Genomic DNA, 26,911 nt, shown 5'->3' on the forward strand with positions numbered 1-26,911 from the left:
GAAGTTCGACTTGAATCAGGGTGGAATCTGGCAGCAAGATCTGATAGAATGGACATAAAAAGAGTAGCGAGGAACGACATCATGGGACATTTTTATTTTGTGAGACATGGACAGACTGTGTGGAATGTGGAAAATAAGATTTGCGGAGCAACAGACAGTCCGCTGACGGAGCATGGACGGCAGCAGGCGGCTGAAACCGGGAAAAATATTGTAGAAAGCGGAATCAAGGCAGATGAGATTCTCTATTCACCCCTTAGCCGTGCGGCAGATACAGCAAAAATCATTTCCGAAATGAGTGGAATCCCCTGCAGGGAAGAACCAAGACTCATAGAGCAGAATTTTGGAAAATGGGAGTCTACGCCGAGAGACGGGAAAGAGTTTAAGAAGGCGAAAGAGTCATTTGCCTGCCGATATGAAGGGGGAGAATCCATGCTGCAGCTTGCGCAGCGTATCTATAATCTGCTGGATGAGATAAAACAGGAGTCTGACCATAAGACATACATTCTGGTGGCACACAATGGAATTTCAAGGATGATTCAGTCGTATTTTACGGATATGACCAATGAAGAATTTGCATCCTTTGGCGTAAAAAACTGCCAGGTGGTGCGGTATGACTTCTAATATGTATGACTTTATTATGCCAATTATCTCGGAAAGCTGTTTTGGTTCTGCCGGGATTTTTGTACACGAATTGCGATCACACTTGCTAAGCTAGTGCTTTCGGGTAAAAAGCAGGAAGTTGTGGAGGAATAGGATCATGTCAAAAGATGAGTATTTGATTACCGATGCGCCGCTGAAAGCGTTGACGGTTTTTGCAATGCCGATGATTCTCGGCAGTTTTTTTCAGCAGGTATACAATATGGCGGACTCCATTATCGTCGGCCAGTTTGTGGGTTCCTCCGCACTGGCGGCGGTTGGCGCCTGTGCAGCGCTGACGAATGTTTTCATTTGTGTGGCACTGGGGGCCGGTGCTGGTGCAGGTGTGCTTGTGAGCCGCTATTTCGGTGCCAAAGAGTATGGAAAAATGAAAACGATTGTGTCTACATCACTGATCAGCTTTTTGCTGCTGAGCATCATCCTTGGTGTCTTTGGCTTTTGTTTTTCCCATGCGATGATGAGCGGATTACAGACTCCTGCCGATATTCTGGAGGAAGCAGTGCTGTACCTGCGGGTCTATTTTGTGGGCTTTCCGTTTTTGTTCATGTACAATATTCTCTCTACCATGTTCACTTCCATCGGTGAATCAAAAATTCCGTTGGGACTGCTGATCTTTTCATCAATCCTGAATATTGTAATGGATCTTTGGATGGTAGCCGGTCTGGGACTTGGCGTGTTCGGTGCGGCGCTTGCAACTTTGATCGCACAGGGCATTTCGGCTGTGTTTTCACTTTTGATTTTCTTTTACCGGATGCGGCGGTATAAGAGTATCTTTGCCTGGTTTGAGGGACAGGAGCTGCGCTCGATGCTTCGGATTGCTGTTCCGTCGGTTCTTCAGCAGTCTACCGTATCCATCGGTATGATGATCGTACAGGCGGTGGTAAATCCTTTTGGCACACAGGCACTCGCCGGATACGCGGCAACGATGCGTGTGGAGAATGTTTTTTCCCTGATTTTTGTGTCCATCGGCAATGCGGTTTCCCCATTTGTTTCCCAGAATCTTGGCGCAAACAAAACCCAGCGCATCAAAAAAGGCTACCACGCAGCATTGGTGCTGGATGTGTGTTTTGCGGCGCTTGCTTTCCTTGTCATTGAAACGCTGCACACGCAGATTTCATCACTGTTCCTTGGAAAAGACGGAACCGCCCTGGCTTATCAGGTGTCTGGGGATTATATGAGATGGCTTGGTTACTTCTTTATTTTTATGGGAATTAAAATGGCGACCGATGGAGTCCTTCGCGGACTCGGAATCATGCGGCCATTCCTCGTTGCCAACATGGTAAATCTTGCGATCCGCCTGTCCGTGGCATTGATCGGTGCACCACGTTTTGGCATTGATTTTGTTTGGCTTGCCGTGCCGGCAGGATGGCTTGCCAACTTTCTGGTTTCCTATGCGGCACTGAGAAAATCCTGGCCGACTGAGAAAGTGGAGCCGTCTCGATAAATTTGGATGTACGGAAACGAAATACATACGTTTGTCTTGTTTGATTTATGAATATCGATTTTGTTAAAAATATGTAATGATACCAGGGTCAAAAGGTCAGAAGTTCGACGCAAGCTTGCTTGCGGGAGAATTTTTGACCCCAACATCATGTAATTGCTTTAGGAGGAAAAAACGAATATAATAACATAAACTGACAGAAGGAGAAATTTGTGATGAAGAGACAGAAAGGTTTTACACTGGTTGAACTCTTGATAGTGGTTGTTATTATTGGAATACTGGTATCAATTTCAATCCCGATTTTTACGGCACAGATGCACAAGGCAGAGGTGGCGGCAGACTGGGCGAATCTCAGGGCATATTATGCGGAAATACAGGCAGATTATATGTCTACCCAGCAGCAGAATCCGAAAGTTAAAATTTCGGGTATAGATAAAGATTATGATTGGAATTCGGTGACTTTTTTAGATGGGCATAAGGCTGAGATGAAGGCTGGAATATGTGGAGTTTCTTTTGTTGAGAATAAAGGATATCAAATTGCGTATAATTGTAATAAAGGTCATGAAAAATGTTACTTAGGCTTAGGAGTGGAGTATACGAAACCGAAACAATGATATAGCTTGAGAATACATAAGGAATTTCCGGTTCTAATGCTGGACATCCACCCCAAAGTCAAGTATAATGAACTAGAACAGTTGTACGATTATAATAAACGGGTAATCAGAGCACAAGCGGACATCTGATTTCCCGTTTTTGTATTGCAATGTATCCGGAAGACAAACAGAAGGAGGTACCCTATCCGATGTCAAGAAAAAATCCGTTCGTCATGCCCATCCTCAAATGGGTAGGCGGCAAACGGCAGCTGCTGGACAGCATCAATCCGCTGATCCCGGAATGTTCGACCTATTATGAGCCGTTTATCGGGGGCGGTGCGGTGCTCTTTGGGAGACAGCCGAACAAGGCGGTGATCAATGACTCCAACGAAGAGCTGATCAATGTATACCGGATGATCAAGGAAGAGCCGGAAGAGCTGATTGCGGCGCTGAGCGCCCATAAGGAACAGAATTGCGAGGAGTATTATTATACGGTGCGGGCGTGGGATCGCGACAAGGAGACGTATCAGACGCGGACCAACGTCGAGCGGGCAGCGCGGATCATTTACCTAAACAAGACCTGCTACAACGGCCTGTTCCGCGTCAACAGCTCCGGCGAGTTCAATTCTCCGTGGGGCAGATATAAGAACCCGAATATCACGAACGAGGCGACCATCCATGCGCTGAATGCGTATTTAAATAAAGCAAACATCACGATCAAATGCGGCGATTACCGCGAGGCGTTAAAGGGCATCCGGAAGGGCGCGTTCGTCTATTTTGACCCGCCTTATATGCCGATCAGCTCGTCGGCGTCGTTCACGGGCTACACCGCGGGCGGCTTCGGGGAGGAAGAGCAGATCGCATTAAAAGAGCAGTGTGACATGTTGAATGCAAAGGGCATCAAGTTCCTGCTTTCCAATTCGTCCTGCGAATTTATCGAGGATTTATATAAAGATTACATCATCGACCACGTGGATGCCAAGCGCGCGATCAACGTGAAACCGGAGAAGCGCGGAGAGATTCAGGAAGTTCTGGTACGCAATTATGAGCTTGATTGATGATAAATGGAGAATTTTGTTTGATAAATACCGGATTGAGCGGGAAATTGAGAAACATGGGCGGTTTTACATCACCGCTGACCAGATCCGCGAAGTCAAGGAACCGCGTCTGATGACGAAATTTGACACGCGGGAATCCCTGCCGCGGGTGTTTGGAAAGAAGATTTCGATTCTTCCGGTGTCGCGCGGCGGCTATGTGCTGGGCGAGTTTGACTTGTATCAGGATTTTCCGGAGATTCCGTCCGATATCAAACGGGTGACGAGCGCGAAGATACCCGATTACTTTGAGTCGATCGACCTTCATGACATCCGCTCGGAAGCCAGCGCGATCAACGTTATGAGCATCACGGGGATTCTGGATGATTTTCTGGGCGAGGATCGCATGGTGCAGACGGTTTCGGGGCGGATGGGGTCTGGAAATTTTGAGTTTTATGTCAGCGACTATCAAAAATCAGAGCCGATTGAGAAAAAGCCGCTTATCCAGGTACAGAATTCGCAAGTCGAGATCGACGGTGGATTTGAAAATGAGAATGTATTTACGCTGATCGAGGGAAAAAACGTCGTCCACAGCAATTTTCTGATCCGGCAGCTCTATTATCCGGCGAGACTCTGGGCGGAGAAGATACACAAGCCGATCCGTCCGGTGTTTATGGTGTATTCGAATAATATTTTCCGCCTGCTGGAATATGAATTTACGGACCTGCGCTACTACAATTCGCTGCGGCTGGTGCAGGAGCGAAATTACAGCTTAGAGGAAATCGAGATCACGCTGGATGATTTATACGATGTCTGGGCACGAACAAAGGTCAAGCCGGAACCGGCGGTTACCTTTATCCAGGCGGACAGCTTTTACAAGGTTATTTCACTGGTAGAACGGCTGAACGAGAATCCAATGACGGGCGGGGAGATCGCGCAGCTTTTTGGATTTAAGGAGCGACAGTCGGACTATTATTTCAACGCGTGCCGCTATCTGGGGCTGGCGGAGAAGCAGACGGATGAGGACGGCGTGAAAGTGCATATCACGGCGATAGGAAGACGGCTTTTGAAACTGCCGTATAGGGCGCGCCAGCTCGAATACGTCCGCCTGATTCTGGAACACCCGATTTTCCACGATTTATTTGAAGCTGCCCTTCAGATCGGAGATGTTCCGGACAAGGAGTATGTCGCAAAGAAAATGCGGGAATACCAGGTCTGCGGGGAGAATCTGATCGTGCGGAGGTCAAGTTCAGTGCGGGCATGGCTGTACTGGATTCTGACGCTGGTGAACGAAGGATAGGGAAATGGTGCGGAATTATTATATGTATCCGTTATCATGCTAAGGGGGTAATTTCGTCTCAGATGCGGCGGCGTCCGTGCATGTGATGCCTGACCGTTAGAAAAACAGACCATTTGGACAGAGAATAAAATATAGAAAGTTACAGGACAGCATATGGGCAGACAAGAGCAGACAAATCATCTTTTCAGCAACCGCGATCTGCGGATTCTTCTGGTTCCGCTGATCGTAGAGCAGATTTTAAACTCCCTGATGGGTACAGCGGACAGCATTATGGTCAGCAACGTGGGATCGGCGGCGATCTCGGCGGTTTCTTTGGTTGACTCCATCAATATTTTAGTGATACAGGCATTCTATGCGCTGGCGGCAGGCGGCACGATCGTCTGCTCCCAGTACATCGGGCAGAAAGATAAGAAAAATGCGGAGGAATCCGCGAGACAGTTATCTTTTGTGGTGGCGTGCATCTCGTCGGCGGTCATGGCAGTCTGCCTTCTGACACGCGGACCGCTGCTGCGGCTGATTTTCGGCAGCGTCGAGGCGGATGTCATGGAGGCAGCGCAGATCTATTTCTTCTACACGGCGCTTTCGTTCCCATTTATCGCCCTCTATGATGCTGGTTCCTCGATCTACCGGGCGCAGGGAAATACAAGGCTTCCGATGACGATCGCGGTCGTCTCTAACGGGTTAAATATCGCCGGAAATGCGGTGCTTATCTGGGGCTTCCATCTTGGAGTTGCCGGTGCGGCGATTGCCACGCTCGGTTCCCGCGTTATCTCGGCAGTGGTGGTGTTCGCCTTTTTGCACAATCCCAGCCAGGAAATTGCGGTGCGTGACTATCTGCATATCCGTCCGGACGGACGCCGGATTATGCGGATTCTCTCATTGGGAATCCCAAACGGTATCGAAAATGCGATGTTCCAGTTTGGAAAGCTTGCGATTCAGTCAACCGTCTCGACCCTCGGGACGATCGCGATCGCAGCCCAGGCGATGACGAATATTCTGGAAAACTTAAACGGCATCGCGGCGATCGGTATCGGAATCGGCATGATGACGGTGGTCGGACAGTGTCTCGGCGCGGGGCGCAAGGATGAGGCGATCTATTATATCAAAAAATTGACGGCAGTGGCGGAGGTCGTCATCATCGCAAGCTGTGCGCTCGTATTTCTGGCGACGAAACCGGTCACGATTCTGGGCGGCATGGAGCCGGAGAGTGCGAAGATGTGTCTCTACATGGTCGGATGGATCACGGTGGTAAAGCCGATCGTCTGGACGCTCGCATTTATTCCGGCATATGGAATGCGGGCTGCCGGGGATGTGAGGTTTTCGATGATTCTCTCCTGCATCAGTATGTGGGCGTTCCGGGTGACGCTGTGCATTTATCTCTGCCGCGTCCACGGCTTCGGACCGATCGCGGTGTGGATCGGCATGTTTACAGACTGGACGATCCGGGGCATCGTATTCACATTCCGCTTTATGGGCCGGAGATGGCTCGCGCATAAAGTTGTGTAAAAAACAGAGGGAGCAAAATGAAAATGGAGTTACAAATACTGGATTGGATTCAGCAGATGCGGACGCCGGTGGGCGATGTCTGGATGGTGTTTATTTCGCGGCTTGGAAATGCAGGAATGATTTGGATTCTGTTTACATGCCTGCTGCTTATGATTCCGCGGACGAGAAGATGGGGAGCTGCGCTGGCGACAGCGCTCTGTCTGGATGCGATCATCTGTAATATCTTACTAAAGCCTATGGTTTGCCGGATCCGTCCGTGCGATGTGAACCAGACAGTTCAGCTGCTCATTGCCCGCCCGGCGGACTATTCCTTCCCGTCGGGACATACGGCGGCTTCGTTTGCTGCGGTCGCGGCTCTGTACTTTGCCGGGGCGAAAAAATGGTGGAAAATCACGCTGCCTCTGGCGATCCTGATGGCGTTTTCAAGAATGTATTTATATGTGCATTACCCGACCGATGTTTTGGGCGGCATGATTGTGGGATGCGCGGCGGGGTATTTTGGAAACCGGCTGGCGGCGCATCTGATACGGTCCTGGAGACAGAAGATGAAAAAACCAGAGGACAGAAAAAATAGATAATTTTATGTAAGAGATGCCAGAAGTTACTGTTCACGCATACGTGAACAGTAATGCCAGAATACCTGTAATTGCCCCGTTTTTCTCTTGATATCCTTTATTTCCGATGGTATAATCTATAATCGAAATAATTTCTTTTATGATAGAAAAGGGATGATTATGATGGGGTTAGACCAGAATCAGTAATTTTATTCATTGTTAAAAGGTACGGCGTGATCTATCGACTCCAAAGCTTAGGATGATAGGAACTGCGTTTTTTGATGATGAGGTACCTGGAACGAGATCAGGGATAGCGTGATGGAGGAGAAAGACATGTTAAATTACAAGAAATATAAGAGAGTTCCGGTGGTAGATTACCCGGAGCGTGAGTGGCCGAATAAAGAGATTGAGAAAGCGCCGATCTGGTGCAGCGTTGACCTGCGCGACGGCAACCAGGCACTGGTTGAGCCGATGGTCGTAGAGGAGAAGATCGAGATGTTCAACCTCCTGGTAAAACTTGGATTTAAAGAGATCGAGATTGGCTTCCCGGCAGCTTCCCAGATTGAGTACGATTTTCTGCGCCAGTTAGTAGAGCGCAAGCTTATCCCGGACGACGTAGTTGTACAGGTTCTGACCCAGTGCCGCGAGCACCTGATCAAGAGAACCTTTGATGCCATCCAGGGTATTCCGAAGGCGATCGTACATATTTACAATTCAACTTCTACCTTACAGCGTGAGGTTGTATTCCATGCAGACCGCGAGGAAGTAAAGCAGATCGCGATCGATGGTACCCGCATGGTAAAGAAATATATGAAAGATTACGACGGAAAAGTAATCCTTGAGTACTCTCCGGAGAGCTTTACCGGAACCGAGCTTGATTTCGCATTGGATATCTGCACCGCTGTACAGGAAGAGTGGGGCGCTACACCGGACAATAAGATCATCATCAACCTTCCGGCAACGGTTGAGATGACGACTCCGAACGTATATGCAGACCAGATCGAGTGGATGAACAGGCATTTTAAGAACCGTGACAGCATTATTTTAAGTATCCATCCGCACAATGACCGTGGTACCGGCATTGCAGCGACCGAACTGGCGCTCTTAGCAGGTGCAGACCGTGTCGAGGGTACACTGCTTGGAAACGGCGAGCGTACTGGTAATATCGATGTATTAAATATCGCTTACAATATGTTCTCCCAGGGTATCAACCCGGAGTTAAATCTGGAAAATGTAAAGGAGATCACCGAGGTTTGTGAGCGCTGCACAAAGATGACCGTTGACCCGAGACATCCGTATGCAGGCAAGCTGGTATTTACCGCATTTTCCGGTTCCCATCAGGATGCGATCAGCAAGGGTATGCAGGCGCTTCAGAAGAGAACCGATGGCATCTGGGAGGTTCCGTACCTGCCGATCGATCCGAGCGATATCGGACGCGAGTACGAGCCGGTTGTCCGCATCAACAGCCAGTCCGGCAAGGGCGGCGTAGCCTTCGTTATGGATTCCTTCTACGGATTCCGTCTTCCGAAGGGAATGCACAAAGAGTTTGCTGACATTATCCAGAAGATTGCAGAAAAGCAGGGCGAGGTAGCTCCGGAGCAGATCATGGACGAGTTCCGTGCAAACTATCTGGACAGAAAAGAGCCGATGCACTTCAAAAAATGCCAGATCACAGACAAGGAGTACGAGGGCGGCGCATTCGCAACCGTTGCAATTCTTACCTTTACCGATCATGACACCGAGCGTACCGTTGAGGGCGTAGGTAACGGACCGATCGATGCGGTACAGAGAGCGATCGAGGAGGCACTTGGCATTGAGATCCGTGTTCTGGACTACAACGAGCATGCACTTCGTTCCGGTTCCGGCGCACAGGCAGCTTCCTACATCCACCTGATGGATGTAAAGAGCGGCCGGGCAACCTACGGTGTCGGCATCAGCTCCAACATTACGAGAGCATCTATCCGCGGTATCTTCAGTGCGGTAAACAGATTGTTCTACTAAAAATTAAAATGAATCAATTCAGGGTGACTGCTTGTGTACGTGTGGACAGTCGCTGGTTTGGGCGGTATGCAGAAATGTGTGCCGCTCTTTTTCTGCCTGCCCATCTTTTTTAAAACAGGTTTCACCGGATACTCCGCATTCCAATATTGACAAGAACAAAATTCCGGTGTTACGATATAGAAAACTGAAAAACTGCGTGAAATGACGATATTCGACTGAAAATTTCATGCTTATGAAAAAGAGAAAGGAAGTCCGTGAAAATGATTCTAAGGGCGAAGTATTTAATTACCGGAGATGGCAGAACCTGTTTGCAGGATCAGGCGGTGTATCTGGATAAAGAGGGAAAAATCGGCTGGATAGGAGACGCTGCGGAAGCGGCGGGGCGCTACCCGGAAGAGATGGTAAAGGATTACGGCGAGGCGACGATCCTGCCGGGACTGTTTGATATGCATGTACATTTCGGCTACTACTACAGCCAGCCGGATCTGGATAATTATGACGATTATATGGTGGCATACTATGCGCTGGAACAGGCGAAACAGTCGCTGCGGCTCGGCATCACGACGGTGCGCGATCTGTCCTGTCCGCCCAATCTGATGAAGCAGCTGCGTCTGGCAGGGCAGAAGGGGTATGTGACGGTTCCGCGTATCATCCATGCGGACGCAGGTATCTGCATGACCGGTGGACACGGACATCAGGATGGGGTCGAGGAGGCGGACAGCCCGTGGGGTGTGCGCGCCGCTATCCGAAGACAGCTGCGTGCGGGAGCTGACTGGGTCAAGATCCTGACGAGCAACCGTGGCGATATCCCGGAATTTACGCAGGAAGAGCTGGATGCAGCGGTCGATGAGGCGCACCGCCAGGGGGTGAAGATCGCGGTTCATTCGGGTACACAGCCGTCGATTCAGATGTGTATTGACGCGGGATTTGACACGATCGAGCACGGAACCTTTTTAACAGAGGCGCAGGCGCGCCAGATGGCGGAAAAAGGAATCGCGTGGACGCCGACGATCACGGCGTACACGTATTTGTATGAGCAGACGAAGCAGATGATCGAGGCGGGTGTGGACATGGACAACCCGATCGCCGCCAGAGCCGTTCACGATCAGGCATTTTTCAAACCGGCGTTTGAGGCGTACCGGGACAATTTCAAAAAGCTCTATGACACGGGAGTTACGGTGCTGGCAGGCAGCGACATGGTACTCTACAAAGCACCGCCGCTTCCGATTCATCAGGAACTCGGCTATATGGTAGACTATGGAATCACGCCGGTGGAGGCAGTGAGAACCGCAACCTACAATGCGGCGAGCGTGCTTGGAATCGAGAAGGAGACGGGTAGCCTGAAAGAGGGCCTGGCGGGGGATCTGCTGGTTGTAAAGGGGGATGTCTCAAAGAATATTCGTGCGCTGGATGATGTGCAGGAAGTGTATCTGGCAGGAGAAATAGTGTATACGGTGTAAAAGATATGAAAAAGCTGTCTTTTTCAGAAATGCAGGAGTTTTTGTTTCCTGAGATGGGAAAAACCAAAAAGAAAATAAAAACATCTTGAAATTCTAAAAGAGACAGCTTTTATTATGTTTCTATACCGCGCAGACTATTTAAAATACGACTTCATTCCCATGAACAAACGGATTCGGCGTGTGTACGGTCAGAATCTTAACGACACGGTTTGTGTTGTTGACCCAGTCATGCGGGGTCTGGGAGTGGATCTGGATGCTGTCGCCCGGATTCAGGCAGTATTCGCTGCCGTCCAGATATACGGTCAGGATACCCTCCAGAACGTAGATAAATTCTTCACCGTCGTGCTGATTCATCTCAAGCTGGTTTTCAGAGCTTGTGGTGGCAGACGGCATCAGGTGGAAAATACGCGGAAGACAGGCAAATCCCTGTGCATTTCCATTGACCAGGTACTGTACGATCTGGGGGTTGATCTGGGAACAGTGCATGGCAAAACTCCGGCTGACCGGGGATTTCTCCTGATCGGCGGAGGAGTCAAAGAACGAAGACAGACTGACTCCGAGGATCGTAGCAAGCTTTGCCAGAGAGTCGATTGCGATCGAAGAGAGACCGCGCTCCAACTGGGAAAGAAAGCCGATGGACAGACCGGACTCTTCGCTGAGCTGTTTTAGTGTGTATTTTTTTGCGGTACGGAAGGCCTTCACCTTGGCACCGATGGTAACATTATGATCCATAGATATATCCCCCTTGCGGCATCATTCTTTAATATAACATATCCACTATACAGGATTTTTGTTGGAACGTCAACTAAAGGGGTAGTTTTGACGGGTAAATTTAATTCGAAATGGAACGATTTTTTGGGAAAAAACCAAAATGGGCGGCGGATTTGGAGAAGTGAACCAGTGAGCGGATAGAAGGGGGAGAAAATGGGATAGAGAAAACGGGTGGACAGAAAATAAAAACAGGGGGAGAAACAGAATGAAGGAAATAGTACGTGCTTCGATCGAGGATTGTTCCCAGATCGAGCGCTTCCGTTTGGTGACCCGTCTGGGAAATGCGATTCTTTCCAACGGCGGGGAGGTATTCCGGGCGGAGCAGGCGATGGAGTATGCGGCGCGGGCGCTGCGTCTTGAAGCATTTAATGCGTATGTGATTGCGAATGGGATTTTTTCAAATGTGGTGATTGACGGGCGGTTTTATTCCAGCCGTATCTGTTATGTGCCGCTGGCACCTACGATTCTATGCCGGGTGGATGCCTTAAATGATCTGTCGAGAAAGATTGCGGCGGGTAAATGCGGTCCTTATGAGATGCGGATGCGCCTTGAGCAGATTGAACACATGAAAGTGCTCGAAAATCGGGGAAAGGTTCTGGCGGCAGGAATTGGAAGCGCTGGATTTTGTTACCTGTTCCAGGGCAGCCTGCGCGATACGGCGGCGGCATTTGTGGCGGGAGTGCTGCTGTATTTGTTCCTTTTATACGCAGCTCCGCGCTTTTCTTCGTCCCGGATGATGCAGACGATCATGACGAGCAGCGTGCTTGCATTGTGCTGTTGTTTGCTGTGCTGGATCGGGCTGGGAGAAAGCCTGGATCATGTCATGATCGGAGCTGTGTTCACGCTGGCGCCGGGTGTGCCTCTGACCAATTCGATCCGGAATTTTTTGGAAAATGATTATTTATCCGGTCTGATCCGTTTTGTAGACGCCTTTTTGACGGCGGGCTGTATTGCGATCGGAGTTGGTGTGGCACTGCGGTTCTGGATGTTTGCGATGGGAGGTATGCTCTGATGGAAATGGCAGGGGAAATTCTGGGGCAGCTTCTGGCGGCCTGTGTCGGAACTGCCGCCTTTTCGGCACTGTTTGGAGTCCCGAAGAAGTATTGGCTGGACTGTGGTATCTGCGGGGCAGTCGGCTGGGGCGTGTATCTGGCGGTCATGGCAGCTTATCAGACGCCGATCATCGGGACCTTCGCGGCGAGCGCGGTCTTGACGATGCTGTCGCGCTGTCTGGCGATACAGCGGAAAGCGCCGACGATCCTCTTTCTGGTATGCGGCATCTTCCCGCTTGTGCCCGGAGCGGCGATCTACTATACCGCCTACAACTTCTTCATGGGACAGGAAGCGCTGGCGCTCCAGTATGGCATGGATACAATCAAGATGGCGATCGCAATCGGGCTGGGGATCGGAGCGGCATATTCGCTTCCGGGACATCTGTTTGGATGGAAGCGGGAGATAGAGGTGTGGGAACCTGAGAAAGAAGGTAAAAAGTAGCCGCGGTTTACTTTTCCTTTAAAATATAGTAGAATACCCTCGTACTATTAAGGAAAATATGATCGGCTGCGGCAGGAGTGGGGTATTCTGCGGGCTTGGTGGAGGGGACAGACATCGATATGGACAGTAAATTTTATGAGCCAGAAGTTCTGAAACAGCTGCAGGGAGAGATTTTGTCGATTCTGGATGATTTTATCCGGATCTGTGAAGACTATCATCTGGAATATTTCGGGATAGCCGGAACGGGAATCGGTGCGCTGCGGCACAAGGGATTTATTCCCTGGGACGATGATATCGATATTGCGATGCCGCGGCGAGATTTTGAGCACCTGCTCCGGATCGTGGAAAAGAAGATGAGCGACCGGTATCTGGTTCTCAATGCAGAGCGATATCCCAATTATCCGCTGATGACGACCCGTCTGGTGAAGAAGGGGACGGTGTTTGTCGAGGAGGTTATGAAGGATGTGGACTGTCCGTTCGGTATCTTTCTGGATCTGTATGTGCTTGACAATGTGGCGGACAACCCGGTTCTATACCAGATTCAGTCGTGGACGGCATGGTTCTGGAGTAAGCTGATGATTCTGCGGGCGATTCCGCGCCCGACGCTGCAGCAGCGGGGCATCAAGGCGAAGCTTATCTGGGCGGTCTGCGGGATGGTCTACAAGGCGATGAAGCTGCTCCATATCTCGCCTCAGTGGCTGCGGATGCGCTGTGAGCGGGTCTGCCGCAAATACAATAAATACCGGACACGCCGGATGGCATTTCTGCCGGACACAAGCCCATACTGGAATGTCGTGGACCGGACACGCTGTTATCCGCTCCGAAAGCTGGAATTTGAGGGCAGGCGCATGAATTTTCCGGGAAATATCGAGGAAATGCTGACAAATATGTACGGCGATTTCATGCATCTTCCGCCGGTTGAGAAGCGCAAAACACACACACCGAGCCGGCTGGAATTTTCAAAGGAAGAGATACTGTAGTGATAAAATATTTAGCGAACGCCCTGATTGGTGGAGACGGGCAGATTGAAAAACGAAATATGAGCTGGAATATGATAGGGAGCTTTCTCTATGCGCTGGCGTCCATGGTGCTGACGATCGCGGTCATCCAGATTGTCGGCGAGGATGAGGGCGGTATCTTCTCCTTTGCGTATTCTACATTTGGTCAGCATATGTTTATGGTGGCCTATTTTGGCATCCGCCCGTTCCAGATCACGGATACGAGGCGGCGGTTTACGTTTGGCGAATATCTGCGGCTGCGCCTGATGACCTGTGGTGCGGCACTGGTGGCCGGGCTTTTTTATGTGACGGTGATCAACCGGGACTATGCCTTTGTCAAGGCGGCGACGGTATTTTTGATGGTAGCGTACAAGGTGATCGATGGTTTCGCGGACGCTTATGAGGCAGAATTTCAGCGTGACGGACGCCTGTATCTGACGGGCAAATCAAACGCATTCCGGACGGTTTTATCAGTCGGTGTCTTTTTGGGCTGTTTGAATGCGACCCATAACCTGGTCGGCTCCTGCCTGGCGGCAGTGCTGGCGCAGCTGGCGGGCGTGTGCCTGTTTGATTTTTCGGTAATCGGTCATCTGCCGCAGGTGGACTGGGAGGTCCGCTCCGGACGTGTCGGGCTGTTGTTTAAAGAAAATGTAGTCCTGTTTTTATCGGTTATCCTGGATTTTTATATTTTTTCTGCCGCGAAATATGCGATCGAGGGCAATATGGCGGACAAGTATCAGGCGGTATTCGGTGCGATCTTCATGCCGACCAGCGTCATCAATCTGGTGGCAGGCTTCGTCATCCGCCCGTATATCACGAAACTCTCGGAACAGTGGGAGCGGAATGCGCTCCCGGAATTTGCCGGGACGGTAGGCCGGCTGGCGGCAATCATCGCGGCGCTTACGGTGCTGGCAGTCGGGGGTGCCTGGATTCTCGGAATTCCGGTTCTCTCAATATTATATCCGAAAATTGCGTACATGCTGCGAGAATGCCGTCTGGCGCTGGTGTTTATCATTCTAGGCGGCGCGTTCAATGCGTATGTGAATCTGTTTTATTATGCACTCATCATTATGCAGGAGCAGAAACGTATTTTTCTGGGTTATGTCGGTGTGACGGCAGCGGCGCTCCTTATTTCTTCGCCCTGCGTACGCGCGGCAGGACTGCTGGGCGGATCGCTTTCGTATCTGCTTTTGATGGCGGCACTGACTGCCTGCTTTGGACTGACGTCGCTTGTGATGTACCGGAGACGGGCACGTGGGATATAGAACTTGTTTATAATGTACTCTCGGAGTCTTTCAGCACTTGCTTTTGTGGCTGATTTTCCGCCAGCCGCACCCGAATTTTATCAACGTACGCACCGCGTACGCCTCAGAAATTTGGGCACAACTGACAAAAAATCATCTCACAAAATCGAGCACAGAAAGATTTCGAGAGTACATTAGATAGATTTGGAGGAAATGTATGATTAATTTTGCGGTAGGACCGGTTCAGATGGACGAGGAAATCCGGGCGATCGGGGCGGAAGAAGTACCGTATTTCCGCACGACGGAATTTTCTGCAATTATGAAGGAAAATGAGCGCCTGATGAAGCAGTTCACCGGGGCGCCTGAGGATGCACGGGCGGTTTTTCTGACAGGTTCGGGCACGGCGGCGATGGAAGCGGCAGTCATGAACCTTTTTACAGAGCGCGACCGCGTGCTGGTCGTAAACGGCGGCAGTTTTGGCGCGCGGTTTGCGAAAATTTGTGAGATCCATGAAGTTCCTCATGAGGAGATCCGGCTGGAGAGCGGACGGGCGCTTCGGGCAGAAGACCTGGCGCCGTATGAGGGAAAAGAATTTACCGGATTTTTAGTCAATGTCCATGAGACTTCCACGGGCGTTCTCTATGATATGGAGCTGATTTCTGACTTTTGCAGACGAAACCAGCTGATTCTGGCGGTTGACGCGGTCAGCTCGTTTCTTGCCGATCCATTTAGGATGGAAAGATGGGGAGTTGATCTGGTGCTGACCGGCTCGCAGAAAGCACTGGCACTTCCGCCGGGACTATCGATTCTGGTGCTGGGGGCGCGTGCGATCGCGAGAGTGCAGGAGACGGCGGTCCGTTCGATGTATTTTGATCTGCGCGACTATCTGAAAAATGGCGAGCGGGGGCAGACACCGTTTACACCAGCGGTCGGAGTGCTTTTACAGCTTTATAAACGGCTGACAATGATCGAGGAAAAAGGGCTTGCGACAGAACAGGCGCGGATCCGCTGTCAGGCGGAAGATTTCCGAAGCAAAATTAAAGATCTGCCGTTTGAGATTGTTTCCAATTCTCTCTCGGCTGCATTGACGCCGCTTCACCCGACGGGTGTGGATAAAGATGGAAAACCGGTCTCGGCGCATCGGATTTTTGAGATTTTGAAGGATGAATACGGCATCTGGATCTGTCCGAACGGCGGCGCGCTTGCCGACACGGTGTTCCGCGTCGGTCATATCGGCGCATTGACGCCGGAAGATAATGACAGCCTGATTGCGGCGTGGAAAGATATGCAAAGGAGGGGACTTCTGTGAAAGTATTGATTCTGGCAGCGGGACGGGGAACCCGGATCTCGCGTTATCTGTCGGGAAAACCAAAATGTACGGTGGATATCGGCGGCGGGCAATGCCTGATCGAGTACACGATTGACCTGCTTCATTCCCGCGGCATCCAGGATATAGGCATCGTGCTGGGCTATGAGGCGCAGGTGATCCGCGAGGTCTTGGCAGACAAGGGAGTTTCCTTTTTCTACAACCCGTTTTATGATGTGACAAACAGCATCGCGTCTGCATGGTTTGCGAAGGAGTTCCTGACAGGGGACGATCTGCTGATCATGAACGGTGATGTATACCTGGAGGAAAAATTGCTTGACCGGATCCTCGCGCAGGGCAGGAGCCCGGTGATGTTTGCGGACGAGAGCCGACGGGAGACAGCGGATTATAAGTTCTTCTATGAAGATGGAATTTTGAAAAAATATGGAAAAGAGCTGACCGGGGATGATGTGACGGGCGAGTACATCGGAATCGGACGGTTTTCAGCGGCATTTATGCCGGAATTTATCTGCCGGATGGAGGAGATGATCGACCGCCAGGAGCACGGCGTCTGGTGGGAAAATGTTGTTTACAGCATGACTGGGCAGCAGCCGGTCTATGTCGAGGACGTCAGCGGGCATTTCTGGGCGGAGGTTGATTATATTGAGGATTATGAGCGCATCCTGGAACATAGAGGTGTGGAGAAGATAGTGCGCTAGATTTGATTTGAAGCGTGGAACAGGCGAGACTTTGTGGCGCTTGGAACGGATGAAGTGAATTGAATTGTTTCGAACGTGATGGATTATGATGGATTTGCTTGTTGCTTACGGACAGATTTTTGAAACTGAAAGTGCTGTATAATGACGGAATTGCAGTGGATTTTGCCGATTCAAAGCAGGAAGAGAAATAAGGGAGAAGTACAGATGCAGTTTAACAGGCATTTTATGAATCGAATAGAGAAAAAAGATGTGCTTCGGCTGCTTCTGGCGCTTGTGGCAGTCCTTGTGATGGGCGTTCTGGGCGAGTTTGTCTGCAATCTCCCGGCGCTCCGGGCAAATGGATGGACGCGGCAGACGACGCGGACGATCGCTCTGGACGAGGTGCAGGTGAGCGGATTTGAGCGGGTAGAGACAGAAAAGAACGGTTTGGGTGAAATCACCGGAGAGCCGGGTCAAACCATTGGAGAGAATAGGCGGCAGGTGGAAAATACAGAGGTGCTGCAGCTTTCGGATGCAAGCGGTTATCTTCACATTCCACTGGACGGCAGCTATGTCAGCCAGTTTCTCTACCACTATGATTACGATGGTCTGTTAAATGCCACCGTCCGCCTCGGTTACCGCAACATCTACGGCGAGCAGCGGGAGCACGACGCAAAGATGGTCATGGACCGCAACTGCCGGGTGCTGAAATTTTCTTCGGTTCCGGTGAATGGGAAGCTGGACTACGTGGATCTTCTGATCACGCGGGAGGATCTAGACGAAGAAGGGCTTTCCTACATGAATTTTGGCGGGATGCCGCTTGCACTGACCGGGTTTGCGACGGTGGCGCGGGCAGGTATCAACTGGTACCGGCTGGGACTTTTCTGGTGTGCGGCGGCGGTTTTGATCGCACTTCTCTGTTTCCGGGATTTCGTGGCCAAGCGCATCGAGGTTGGATTTCTGTTGATCTCCCTGACGTTTGGAACAATATTTTCACTGTCGCTCCCGGCAAATAAGGTGAGCTGGGATGAGGAAGTGCATTTCGCGCAGGCGTTCTGGATGGCAAATTACCGGACGCCGGTGCAGGCGGATCCGGCGCTTTTACAGGAGTTTACGGCGGGCGTAGATACCTGGCCGTACAATCAGCCGGAAAACCAGGACGAGCAGGCGGCGCTCACTTCGTATCTGAATCAGAATGCGGGTTACCGGCACGGTGAACATCTCTGGAGTACGGATCTCAACAAAACGACGATGACCGGATATGTGGGCTCGGCGCTGGTGCTGAAAGCGGGCGGGCTGCTTCATATCCCATTTGGAATCCTGTATAAGCTGGGGCGGCTGGGAAATCTCTATGTCTATGCGGCAGTTTTGTATTTTGCCATCAAAAAAACACCGGTCGGCAAGGCAATCCTGGCATTTCTGGCGCTGATGCCTGAGCCGATGATGCTGGCGGGGGCATATTCCTATGACCCGACCGTCACAGCGTTTTTGTGGCTGTCTTTTGCGGGCATTCTGGAAGCGGCGCTTGGCGGGCGGAAAATGGACTGGAAAGCGTATGCGCTCATCGTGCTTACCTTTGTCTGGGGCTGCCGCGTCAAGGCGGTATATGCGCCGCTCATTCTGCTGGGACTGATGATTCCGGCAGAAAAGTTCCGTTCTAAACGGGAAATGTACCTGATGAAGGGCGGATTTATCGTGATCTGCGGTCTGATGATGCTATCCTTCATCCTGCCGGTTCTGATCGCGCCGCGCGATATCGGGGATACGAGAGGCGACAGCACCAGCGAGAAAGGGCAGATGGCATACATTCTGGGACAGCCGCTTGCCTATGCATGGGTGCTGATGTGCAACCTGTTCCGGACGCTTCCGTCCTATGTGCTGGGCGAAAATTCCCTGGGGCTTCTGGGACACACGGGAACGATGTCATTTCCGTGGGCGCTGTATGCTGCTTCGGCGGCCGTTATCCTCACAGCCGGGCAGTCATCCTGTGGAAAACGTCTATCAAAAAAACAGAAGCTGTGGATATTTATACTCTGTGTGGGAACGGCGGTGCTGGTCTGGACTTCGATGTACATCGCATTTACCAGACCGGGTAATACCTATATCGACGGCGTACAGGGGCGCTATTACCTGCCATTTCTGCCGCTTGTCTGGCTGGTATTAAACCCGGAGCGGGTGATGGTGCGGATGGAGAATAAAAACTATCATGCGCTGGTGTTAGGGGCGGCGGCGCTGATTCTGGCGGCAACGGTTTATCTGGATATCTGGATGAAGTTCTGCCGGTAAGCATAAGCAAGCTAGAAGAAGGCAAAGGTTACTGTATACGGGTAGGCACTTTTGGAACCGAAAGTGCCGTAAGAAAACGTGGTGGTAGCAGGAATTTGCCGTATTTAAATGCGAAGCCACGGCAAATTCCGTTACTGGGCACGTATGCGTGAACAGTAACAGGAAAAGATGTTTGAAACGTTAAAATCGATCATAAGTCTGATAAAAATAAATTCAAGCAGGTACCGCTCTTGAAAAACGAGAAGGCAGAAGTGCGGCATGAAAGAGCGAGAGAGAAAGGGAAACGAGATGCAGCAGGAAATCATTCATACATTTGCGGTCTGTGCATACAAGGATTCGCCGTATCTGGAAGAATGTCTGCGTTCGGTGACGAGCCAGACGGTCAAATCGGAGGTGATCTGCTGTACCTCGACGCCGAGCAGCTATATCCGGGAGCTGACAGCGCGGTATCAGGTGCCGCTCTATGTGCGGGACGGGGCGAGCAATATCCGTGAGGACTGGATGTTTGCCTATGGAAAAGCGCAGGGGCGTTTCGTCACGATCGCGCATCAGGACGACCGATACCGCAGCGATTATGCCGAAAAGCTTTTAAAAGCATGGAAGAAATATCCGGATCTGCTGCTGTTTGCGAGCGATTATCTCACGATCCGCATGACGGAGAAAGAGGGGAAAATGAAAGCCATTCCGGAGCCATTTAACATGGTCTGGCTGGTAAAAAAGATACTGCGCCTGCCGCTGCGTTTTCATTTTCTGGCGGACCGCACCTGGATCAAGCGGAGCAGTGTCTGGTTTGGCAATTCGATCTGCTGTCCGTCCTGCACGTACAATAAAGAACAGATTGGGGACGATATGTTCCATTCGGAGTATGATTTTGCGCTGGACTGGGACAACCTTTACGAGCTGGCGGGCAAAAAAGGGCGTTTTATCTGTTCGGAAAAACCGCTGATTGCCTACCGCGTCCATGCGGCGGCGACGACGAAAGCCTGCATTGAGGACAACCGGCGCCCGGCGGATGAGATGGCGATGTTCCGGAAAATGTGGCCGGACTGGATGGTAAAGATTCTGATGCATTTTTACAGAAAAGCCTATAAGGAGTACGAAAAATGAGAAAAGCCGATGTGATTATACCTACGTTCAAACCGGGGGATAAGCTGGAAAAACTTCTGCGACGGCTGTTGGAACAGAGTGTGCCGGTGGGCCGTGTGATCATCATGAATACGGAAGAAAAGTACTGGGATGCTGAGCGGTTTGAGTCCTTATTTGAGGGGGAAGATACGAAGCTGACCGTGTGCCATATCCGCCAGTCGGAATTTGACCATGGAAGGACGCGCCATGAGGGAATTTTGAAATCAGATGCGGATGTCTGCATCTGCATGACGCACGACTGCGTGCCGTATGACCGGAATCTGGTGAAAGAGCTTCTGGAGGCGCTGGATGCTTCGGAACGTGTGGCGGCAGCATATGCGAGACAGCTTCCGGCGGCGGACTGCGGTGTGATTGAACGGTATACGAGGGACTTTAATTATCCGGCGGTGAGCCGTCTGAAAGGGAAAGAGGACGAGGACGAGCTGGGAATCAAGACGTATTTCTGTTCCAATGTCTGCGCGGCATACCGGCGGGATATTTACCTGAAGCTTGGCGGATTTACGAAGAAAACCATTTTCAACGAGGATATGATTTTTGCCGGACACGCGGTGGAAGCCGGGTATCAGATTGCCTACGCGGCGGACGCGCAGGTCATCCATTCCCACAATTATACGGCGATGCAGCAGCTGCACCGGAATTTCGACCTTGGCGTATCGCAGGCGGATCACCCCGAGGTGTTTGGGCACCTTCATTCGGAGGGCGAGGGAATCTGTCTGGTGAAGAAAACAGCGAAATGGCTGGTGGAAAATGGTCATGTGCTTCTTCTGCCACAGCTTGTGATGGCGAGCGGAAGCAAATATGCCGGGTACTGGCTGGGAAAGCATTATAAAAAGCTGCCGGAGGGGCTGATTCGAAGCCTGACGATGAATCCGGCATACTGGGAAGGAGAAGCGGGCGATGGAAGATAAGGCGTTATTGTCCACAGAAGAAGCTTCTGGGGCGGAAAAAGCCGAACTTTTGATAGTCATACCGGCGTACAACGAAGCCGAAAATATAGAGCGGGTTGTGAACCATCTGACTGCCAATTTTCCGCAGTATGATTATGTGGTCGTCAATGACGGATCGCGCGATGAGACGGCGGCGATCTGCCAGAGAAATGGATATAATCTGTTGAACCTTCCGGTCAATCTGGGACTGGCGGGGGCATTTCAGGCGGGACTTAAATATGCCGACAAGTACGGATATCAATATGCGGTCCAGCTCGATGGAGACGGACAGCACCGTCCGGAGTATCTGGAATCCATGATCAAGAAAATGGAAGAAGGTTACGATATCGTCATCGGTTCCCGGTTTGTCGGGGAGAAAAAGCCATTTACGATGCGGATGCTTGGAAGTAATCTGATCGAGCTGGCGATCCGCTTCACAACGGGTGTCAATATCAAGGATCCGACCTCGGGAATGCGGATGTTCAGCAAGCGCATGATCCGCGAATTTGCATCGGGGCTTAACTACGGTCCGGAGCCGGATACCGTTTCCTACCTGATCCGACAGGGCGCGCGGGTGGCGGAGGTGCCGGTCATCATGGATGAACGGATTCTGGGAGTCAGTTACCTGACACCGGTCAATGCGATGCGGTATATGCTTAAAATGCTGATTTCGATTCTGTTAATCCAGAATTTCAGAAAGAGGAGGTAGCGCCATGACGCCAACACTCAGAGTTGTCCTGATCGTCGTGTCGATCCTGACAACCTTTATGATTATGCGGAAGATCCGGCAGTCAAAACTTCAGATCGAGGATTCGATTTTCTGGCTGGGATTCTCGTCCATTCTCATTGTGTTCAGTATCTTTCCGGGGCTGCCGGATCTTTTGGCGGAGCTGGCGGGAACGTACACGACTGCCAATTTTATTTATCTGGCGGTTATTTTCCTCCTGATTGTGAAAATGTTCCATATGTCGATCAAACAGTCGCAGCTGGAGACGAAGATCAAGGATCTGGCGCAGAAGATTGCGCTGGATGAAAATGAGCGGGGGAAAGAGGCACAAACATCTGTAAAAAAGGTTGTCAGCCAGAAAAACGAATGATATAGTTAAAGATGGCACAGCCGAAAAGGATGATGCCAGTTACGTATTGAAAAATGAATTGAAATACCTGCATAAGAAGGAGATAGAAAAATGGGAAAGATTAAAGTAACACCATGTGACATCAAGGGACTTTATGTAATTGAACCGACTGTTTTCAAGGACGAGCGCGGTTATTTTATGGAGACATACAATCAGAACGATTTCCATGAGGCGGGACTCGACATGGTATTTGTACAGGACAACCAGTCCATGTCTGTCAAGGGCGTTCTGCGCGGACTTCATTACCAGAAACAGTATCCGCAGGGCAAGCTGGTGCGTGCAGTGCGTGGTACCGTATTTGATGTGGCGGTAGACCTTCGTACTGGTTCTGAGACCTACGGAAAATGGTTTGGCGTGGTTCTTTCCGCGGAGAACAAGAAGCAGTTCTACATTCCGGAAGGATTTGCACACGGCTTCCTGGTACTGTCCGATGAGGCAGAATTTGCATACAAATGTACCGATTTTTATCATCCTGGCGATGAGGGCGGTATGGCATGGAACGATCCGGAGATTGGCGTTGAGTGGCCGATCGAGGAAGGCATGGAGTTGATTATTTCGGAGAAAGACCAGAAATGGGGCGGCTTCCGGGATGCATTCAAATTTTAAGAATGGAGTTAGGATAGAATGCGGGAACTGATTTCCCTGTTTCGGGAACTGATAGGAAAAAGAAAATTGGTCACCGAGCTTGCCAAGGCGGATTTCCGCAAGCGCTTTGTCGGCTCGTACTTTGGAATTGTCTGGATGTTTATCCAGCCGATGGTTACGATCGCGATCTATGCGTTCATCTTCGGTGAACATGGCATGAAAAATGCGCCGCCGGTTCCGGGGGCGACCTATGTCATCTGGCTGACGCCGGGTATCATCCCGTGGTTTTATTTCAGCGAGATTTTAAATACGGGCACAAACTGCCTGCAGGAGTACCATTATCTGGTTAAAAAGGTAGTATTCCAAGTGGAGATGCTTCCGGTTATCAAGCTTATCTCCTGTTTTCTGGTACATGCCTGCTTCCTGATCATTATGGCGGGGCTGTACCTGATTGACGGGCGTATGCCGTCTGCAACCTGGATTCAGGTGTTATACTATTCCTTTGCGGCGTCGATGCTTGGACTGGCGCTTACCTATTTTACCAGCGCCGTGCAGGTATTCTTTAAAGATATGGCGCAGATCGTCGGTATCTGCCTCCAGTTCGGCATGTGGCTGACCCCGATCATGTACGACGAGGCAATCTTCACCAGCCGCGCATCCTGGCTGGAGTGGGTATTCAAGCTTAACCCATTCTACTACATCGCCGCAGGCTACCGCGACAGCATGCTTACGGGAAGCTGGTTCTTCGAGCGGCCGACGATGACGATTTATTTCTGGGTGGTAACATTTATTTTGATGATAATAGGACTGAAGGTATTCAAAAAACTTCGTCCCCATTTCTCAGACGTACTGTAGATGGGAAGGGAGCTGCTGTAGATGGTGTTGATGGCTATTGGATTATCGAGATGCGAACAACGATAATCTGAGAAGCTGCCAGTGCCGACTCCGGCAGCTCCCTTCTGCGACAACTTATCAATAGGAGTTTACATAAAATGGTTTTCAGCTCAATCATCTTCCTATGGGTTCTTCTCCCCTGCATCTTGCTCCTCTACTACGTGAGCCCCAAACCGTTCAAAAACGGCATCCTGACCGTATTCAGCCTCTTTTTCTATGCCTGGGGCGAACCGCGGTATGTGGTGCTCATGATTTTTTCGGTTCTGCTCAACTACGGTTTCGGGCGTCTGGTGGAGAAATTCGGGAAAAAGAGATGGCTTTTGGCGCTCTGCGTGACGCTCAATCTTCTGATCCTCGGCTATTTTAAATATTACAATTTCCTCGCCGAGGTGCTGAATCCGCTGCTTCGCGGGTTTGATATAGCGCTTCCGGCGATTCAGGTGACGCTGCCGATCGGAATTTCCTTCTATACCTTCCAGGCGCTTTCCTACGTGGTGGATGTGTACCGGGGCGAAAATCAGGCACAGAAAAATCCGCTCAACATGATGCTTTATATTTCCTTCTTCCCGCAGCTCATAGCGGGACCGATCGTGAAATACCATGACATCGAGGAGCAGATCGAAAACCGGACCGTCACGCTGGAGGGCTTTTCTTACGGCGTGAAACGCTTTATTTTCGGTCTGGGAAAGAAGGTCATCCTGGCAAATACCTTTGCCGAGGTGGTGGACGCGGTCTACGCGTATCAGGCGGCGGATGTGAGCCAGGCGATGCTCTGGCTGACGGCGCTTCTCTATATGCTGCAGATTTATTTCGATTTTTCCGGCTATTCGGACATGGCGATTGGGCTTGGAAAAATGTTTGGCTTTACATTTATTGAAAACTTCCGGCTGCCGTATACAGCGACTTCGATCCAGGATTTCTGGCGGAAATGGCATATTTCCCTCTCCAGCTGGTTTAAAGAGTACGTGTACATTCCGCTCGGCGGAAACAGGAGGGGCACGGCGCGGACGTATGTCAACCTTTGGACGGTCTTTCTGCTGACCGGCATCTGGCACGGAGCGGGTTGGACGTTCATTTTCTGGGGCATTTACCATGGCTTTTTCAACGTGCTGGAGCGCTGTTTTCTGGGAAAATGGCTGAAGCAGGAGAAATTCCGGCCGTTGGCGCATATCTATGCGGTGTTTGTCGTGCTGATCGGCTGGATTTTCTTCCGCGCGGACACGATCGGGCAGGCATTTTCCTTTATCCGGTATATGTTTGTGCCGCACAGCGCAGTCGTTTTGATGGAACGCTACATGAACCGGAAACTCTGGATGTTTCTGGCGGCGGCGCTGCTGGCATGTGGTCCGGTGCAGTGGTTCTGGATGAAATGGAAAGGGCGCGTGCTGGCGCAGGATGGCTCGGTGACGGTCACAAGCTGGATCGGCTACATGGCGATCCTGTGGTTTTCCATTTTGCTGCTTGTCAACAATACATACAATCCATTTATTTATTTCCGTTTTTAAAAGCGGTGTAGAAAGCATGCTTGCCTGTGCAATGAGAACATAAAAATGAAGGCATGGGCGGCAGGGCGTGAAAGTACAGAAAGATGGATTCATGCAGGGAGAAGAAAACGAGAGATATGAATCGAGAGACAGGGACAAAAATACTTCTGATCGGTTCCTTTGCGGCGAGCCTGGTGCTGCCGACGCTTGTCTATCCGGCGGTCAGGAGCCATCTGGACCAGCAGAATTATGAAAACAGGGAATTGGCATCCTTTCCGGAACTGTCGGCTGCCAATTTTGACAATATTCCGACGGAATTTGAAGCGTATTACAACGACCATGTTCCGTTTAAAAATCTATTTGTCAAGGCGAAGACAAAGCTGGATCTGGAGCTTTTAAATGAAAGCTCGATTTCGGATGTGACGGTCGGAAAAGAAAACTGGCTGTTTTACACCGTTTCGGAGGACGGCGAGGATGCGCTGGCGGATTATCAGCGGACAAATCTCTATACGGCGGATGAGAAAACAGCGCTGGCGGACGCGATTACCTCGGTAAACGAGAAAATGAAAGAGCGCGGCATCCGGTTTGTGATGTTTGAGGCACCCAACAAGGAAAGTGTCTATGCGGAATATATGCCGGATTCGGTCCGGGTATACGGAAGTGAGTCGCGTCTGGATGCGGCGCTCCCGGAGCTTGCGGCGCAGGGACTTCCGGTGTATGACATGAAGCCGGAGCTTCTGAAAGAGGCGGACACGTATCAGCTTTATTACAAATATGATACGCACTGGAACCAGATCGGCTCTTTTATCGGAAGCCAGCAGATTGCACAGACTTTGCTTGGAACCTCTACACCGCTCAGTGCAGTCTCGATTGAGGCGGCAGGACCGGCGTCCGGAGACCTGGCGCGGATGCTTAACATGGCAGCAGAGTACAGCGACGATACCGAATATGTGATTCAGAATTATCTGCCGGAGGTGACGGCTACGACGGTGGATATGAACGAGGACAACAGCTTTGCAGTATTTGAGTCGGATTCGCCGAATGATAAAACACTTCTGGTGGTAGGCGATTCCTTTAGCCAGAACCTTAAATATTTTATGCCGAAGCTGTACCGGAAAACGGTGTTTGCGACTTTTGACACATACACGGAGGCGCTTCTGGATGAGTACCAGCCGGATGATTTTGTCTATCTGACGGTCGAGCGCAACCAGGAGCTGTTTGAGGATGTGGAGACGGTTGTCTGGCGGGATGAGGTGCCGGAGAAGGACGGGTAAGGTGCCGGATGTCCGGGCGGAAGGGGCTGCAAAGTTTTTTTAAAACTAAATAAAAAGAATCACTCGTAAAGTGCTAGTTCGGGTGATTCTTTTTTTATGCCTCTTGATTCCATATTTTGTTGC

General features: G+C 50.7%; 25 protein-coding genes. 24 read left to right on the top strand and 1 reads right to left on the bottom strand.

The features are described from left to right. Window positions 1-81 precede the first annotated feature (81 nt). From DXC57_RS06865 to DXC57_RS06905, 9 genes are all read left to right on the top strand, one after another. Window positions 82-621 (top strand): histidine phosphatase family protein, encoded by a 540-nt coding sequence (locus DXC57_RS06865; protein WP_117796838.1) that lies wholly within the window; start codon window positions 82-84, stop codon window positions 619-621. 136 nt (window positions 622-757) lie between these two features. Then, complete coding sequence (locus tag DXC57_RS06870; RefSeq protein WP_118651711.1) at window positions 758-2,101, top strand: MATE family efflux transporter; 1,344 nt, start codon at window positions 758-760, stop codon at window positions 2,099-2,101. Window positions 2,102-2,313: 212 nt separating this feature from the next. Then, entirely contained in the window at window positions 2,314-2,712 is a 399-nt protein-coding gene (locus tag DXC57_RS06875) for a prepilin-type N-terminal cleavage/methylation domain-containing protein (RefSeq protein WP_118493353.1), read from the top strand. Between the two features lie 188 nt (window positions 2,713-2,900). Beyond that, complete coding sequence (locus tag DXC57_RS06880) at window positions 2,901-3,749, top strand: DNA adenine methylase (protein WP_118651713.1); 849 nt, start codon at window positions 2,901-2,903, stop codon at window positions 3,747-3,749. Then, a complete protein-coding gene (locus DXC57_RS06885) occupies window positions 3,736-5,025 on the top strand; it encodes a hypothetical protein (protein WP_118469225.1) in 1,290 nt (429 codons plus the stop codon). Before DXC57_RS06880 ends, DXC57_RS06885 begins: the two co-directional genes overlap by 14 nt. Window positions 5,026-5,178: 153 nt before the next feature. Further along, window positions 5,179-6,531, top strand: a complete 1,353-nt coding sequence (locus DXC57_RS06890; RefSeq protein ID WP_118493359.1) for an MATE family efflux transporter — start codon at window positions 5,179-5,181, stop codon at window positions 6,529-6,531. Between the two features lie 23 nt (window positions 6,532-6,554). Continuing rightward, the gene (locus DXC57_RS06895; protein WP_347501849.1) at window positions 6,555-7,109 is read left to right on the top strand and encodes a phosphatase PAP2 family protein; all 555 of its coding nucleotides are present in this window, start codon (window positions 6,555-6,557) and stop codon (window positions 7,107-7,109) included. Window positions 7,110-7,418: 309 nt separating this feature from the next. After that, window positions 7,419-9,086, top strand: a complete 1,668-nt coding sequence (gene leuA, locus DXC57_RS06900; protein ID WP_118626970.1) for a 2-isopropylmalate synthase — start codon at window positions 7,419-7,421, stop codon at window positions 9,084-9,086. Window positions 9,087-9,346: 260 nt separating this feature from the next. After that, window positions 9,347-10,546: an amidohydrolase family protein gene (locus DXC57_RS06905; protein ID WP_118626969.1), complete on the top strand. Its 1,200-nt coding sequence runs from the start codon at window positions 9,347-9,349 to the stop codon at window positions 10,544-10,546. 138 nt (window positions 10,547-10,684) lie between these two features. Here the strand turns inward: DXC57_RS06905 and DXC57_RS06910 are convergent, their stop codons facing one another. After that, on the bottom strand, window positions 10,685-11,278 hold the full coding sequence (locus DXC57_RS06910) for a cupin domain-containing protein (protein ID WP_022360036.1): 594 nt from the start codon (window positions 11,276-11,278) through the stop codon (window positions 10,685-10,687). A gap of 244 nt (window positions 11,279-11,522) precedes the next feature. Here DXC57_RS06910 and DXC57_RS06915 point away from each other — a divergent pair, with 244 nt between their 5' ends. From DXC57_RS06915 to DXC57_RS06985, 15 genes are all read left to right on the top strand, one after another. Beyond that, window positions 11,523-12,329, top strand: coding sequence for a threonine/serine exporter family protein (locus DXC57_RS06915; RefSeq protein WP_022360037.1), 807 nt, complete (start codon window positions 11,523-11,525; stop codon window positions 12,327-12,329). Then, complete coding sequence (locus DXC57_RS06920; RefSeq protein ID WP_243015195.1) at window positions 12,329-12,811, top strand: threonine/serine exporter family protein; 483 nt, start codon at window positions 12,329-12,331, stop codon at window positions 12,809-12,811. The genes DXC57_RS06915 and DXC57_RS06920 overlap by 1 nt, the downstream gene beginning before the upstream one ends. 119 nt (window positions 12,812-12,930) lie before the next feature. Next, window positions 12,931-13,791, top strand: coding sequence for a LicD family protein (locus DXC57_RS06925; protein ID WP_118651717.1), 861 nt, complete (start codon window positions 12,931-12,933; stop codon window positions 13,789-13,791). Continuing rightward, entirely contained in the window at window positions 13,791-15,074 is a 1,284-nt protein-coding gene (locus tag DXC57_RS06930) for a lipopolysaccharide biosynthesis protein (RefSeq protein ID WP_347501852.1), read from the top strand. The genes DXC57_RS06925 and DXC57_RS06930 overlap by 1 nt, the downstream gene beginning before the upstream one ends. Window positions 15,075-15,270: 196 nt before the next feature. Next, a complete protein-coding gene (locus DXC57_RS06935; RefSeq protein WP_118651719.1) occupies window positions 15,271-16,362 on the top strand; it encodes an aminotransferase class V-fold PLP-dependent enzyme in 1,092 nt (363 codons plus the stop codon). Beyond that, the gene (locus DXC57_RS06940; protein ID WP_022360042.1) at window positions 16,359-17,078 is read left to right on the top strand and encodes a phosphocholine cytidylyltransferase family protein; all 720 of its coding nucleotides are present in this window, start codon (window positions 16,359-16,361) and stop codon (window positions 17,076-17,078) included. The genes DXC57_RS06935 and DXC57_RS06940 overlap by 4 nt, the downstream gene beginning before the upstream one ends. A gap of 225 nt (window positions 17,079-17,303) precedes the next feature. Then, window positions 17,304-19,343 (top strand): DUF2142 domain-containing protein, encoded by a 2,040-nt coding sequence (locus DXC57_RS06945; protein ID WP_118651799.1) that lies wholly within the window; start codon window positions 17,304-17,306, stop codon window positions 19,341-19,343. Between the two features lie 258 nt (window positions 19,344-19,601). Continuing rightward, window positions 19,602-20,450, top strand: a complete 849-nt coding sequence (locus DXC57_RS06950; protein WP_118569932.1) for a glycosyltransferase family A protein — start codon at window positions 19,602-19,604, stop codon at window positions 20,448-20,450. After that, on the top strand, window positions 20,447-21,397 hold the full coding sequence (locus tag DXC57_RS06955) for a glycosyltransferase (RefSeq protein WP_118651721.1): 951 nt from the start codon (window positions 20,447-20,449) through the stop codon (window positions 21,395-21,397). The genes DXC57_RS06950 and DXC57_RS06955 overlap by 4 nt, the downstream gene beginning before the upstream one ends. Then, window positions 21,387-22,124 carry a glycosyltransferase family 2 protein gene (locus DXC57_RS06960; protein WP_118651723.1) on the top strand — a complete coding sequence of 246 codons (738 nt, stop codon included), beginning with the start codon at window positions 21,387-21,389 and terminating at the stop codon, window positions 22,122-22,124. The genes DXC57_RS06955 and DXC57_RS06960 overlap by 11 nt, the downstream gene beginning before the upstream one ends. A gap of 4 nt (window positions 22,125-22,128) precedes the next feature. Beyond that, window positions 22,129-22,512, top strand: a complete 384-nt coding sequence (locus DXC57_RS06965; RefSeq protein ID WP_022360047.1) for a DUF2304 domain-containing protein — start codon at window positions 22,129-22,131, stop codon at window positions 22,510-22,512. A gap of 90 nt (window positions 22,513-22,602) precedes the next feature. Continuing rightward, window positions 22,603-23,157, top strand: coding sequence for a dTDP-4-dehydrorhamnose 3,5-epimerase (rfbC, locus tag DXC57_RS06970; protein WP_022360048.1), 555 nt, complete (start codon window positions 22,603-22,605; stop codon window positions 23,155-23,157). 18 nt (window positions 23,158-23,175) lie between these two features. After that, the gene (locus DXC57_RS06975) at window positions 23,176-23,991 is read left to right on the top strand and encodes an ABC transporter permease (RefSeq protein ID WP_022360049.1); all 816 of its coding nucleotides are present in this window, start codon (window positions 23,176-23,178) and stop codon (window positions 23,989-23,991) included. A 137-nt stretch (window positions 23,992-24,128) separates the two neighbouring features. Beyond that, window positions 24,129-25,535 (top strand): MBOAT family O-acyltransferase, encoded by a 1,407-nt coding sequence (locus tag DXC57_RS06980; RefSeq protein WP_118469204.1) that lies wholly within the window; start codon window positions 24,129-24,131, stop codon window positions 25,533-25,535. A gap of 116 nt (window positions 25,536-25,651) precedes the next feature. Continuing rightward, window positions 25,652-26,788, top strand: a complete 1,137-nt coding sequence (locus DXC57_RS06985; protein WP_181357195.1) for a hypothetical protein — start codon at window positions 25,652-25,654, stop codon at window positions 26,786-26,788. Window positions 26,789-26,911 lie beyond the last annotated feature (123 nt).

This window comes from Clostridium sp. TF06-15AC, from assembly GCF_003481165.1.
Classification (GTDB): Bacteria; Bacillota; Clostridia; order Lachnospirales; family Lachnospiraceae; genus Otoolea; species Otoolea fessa.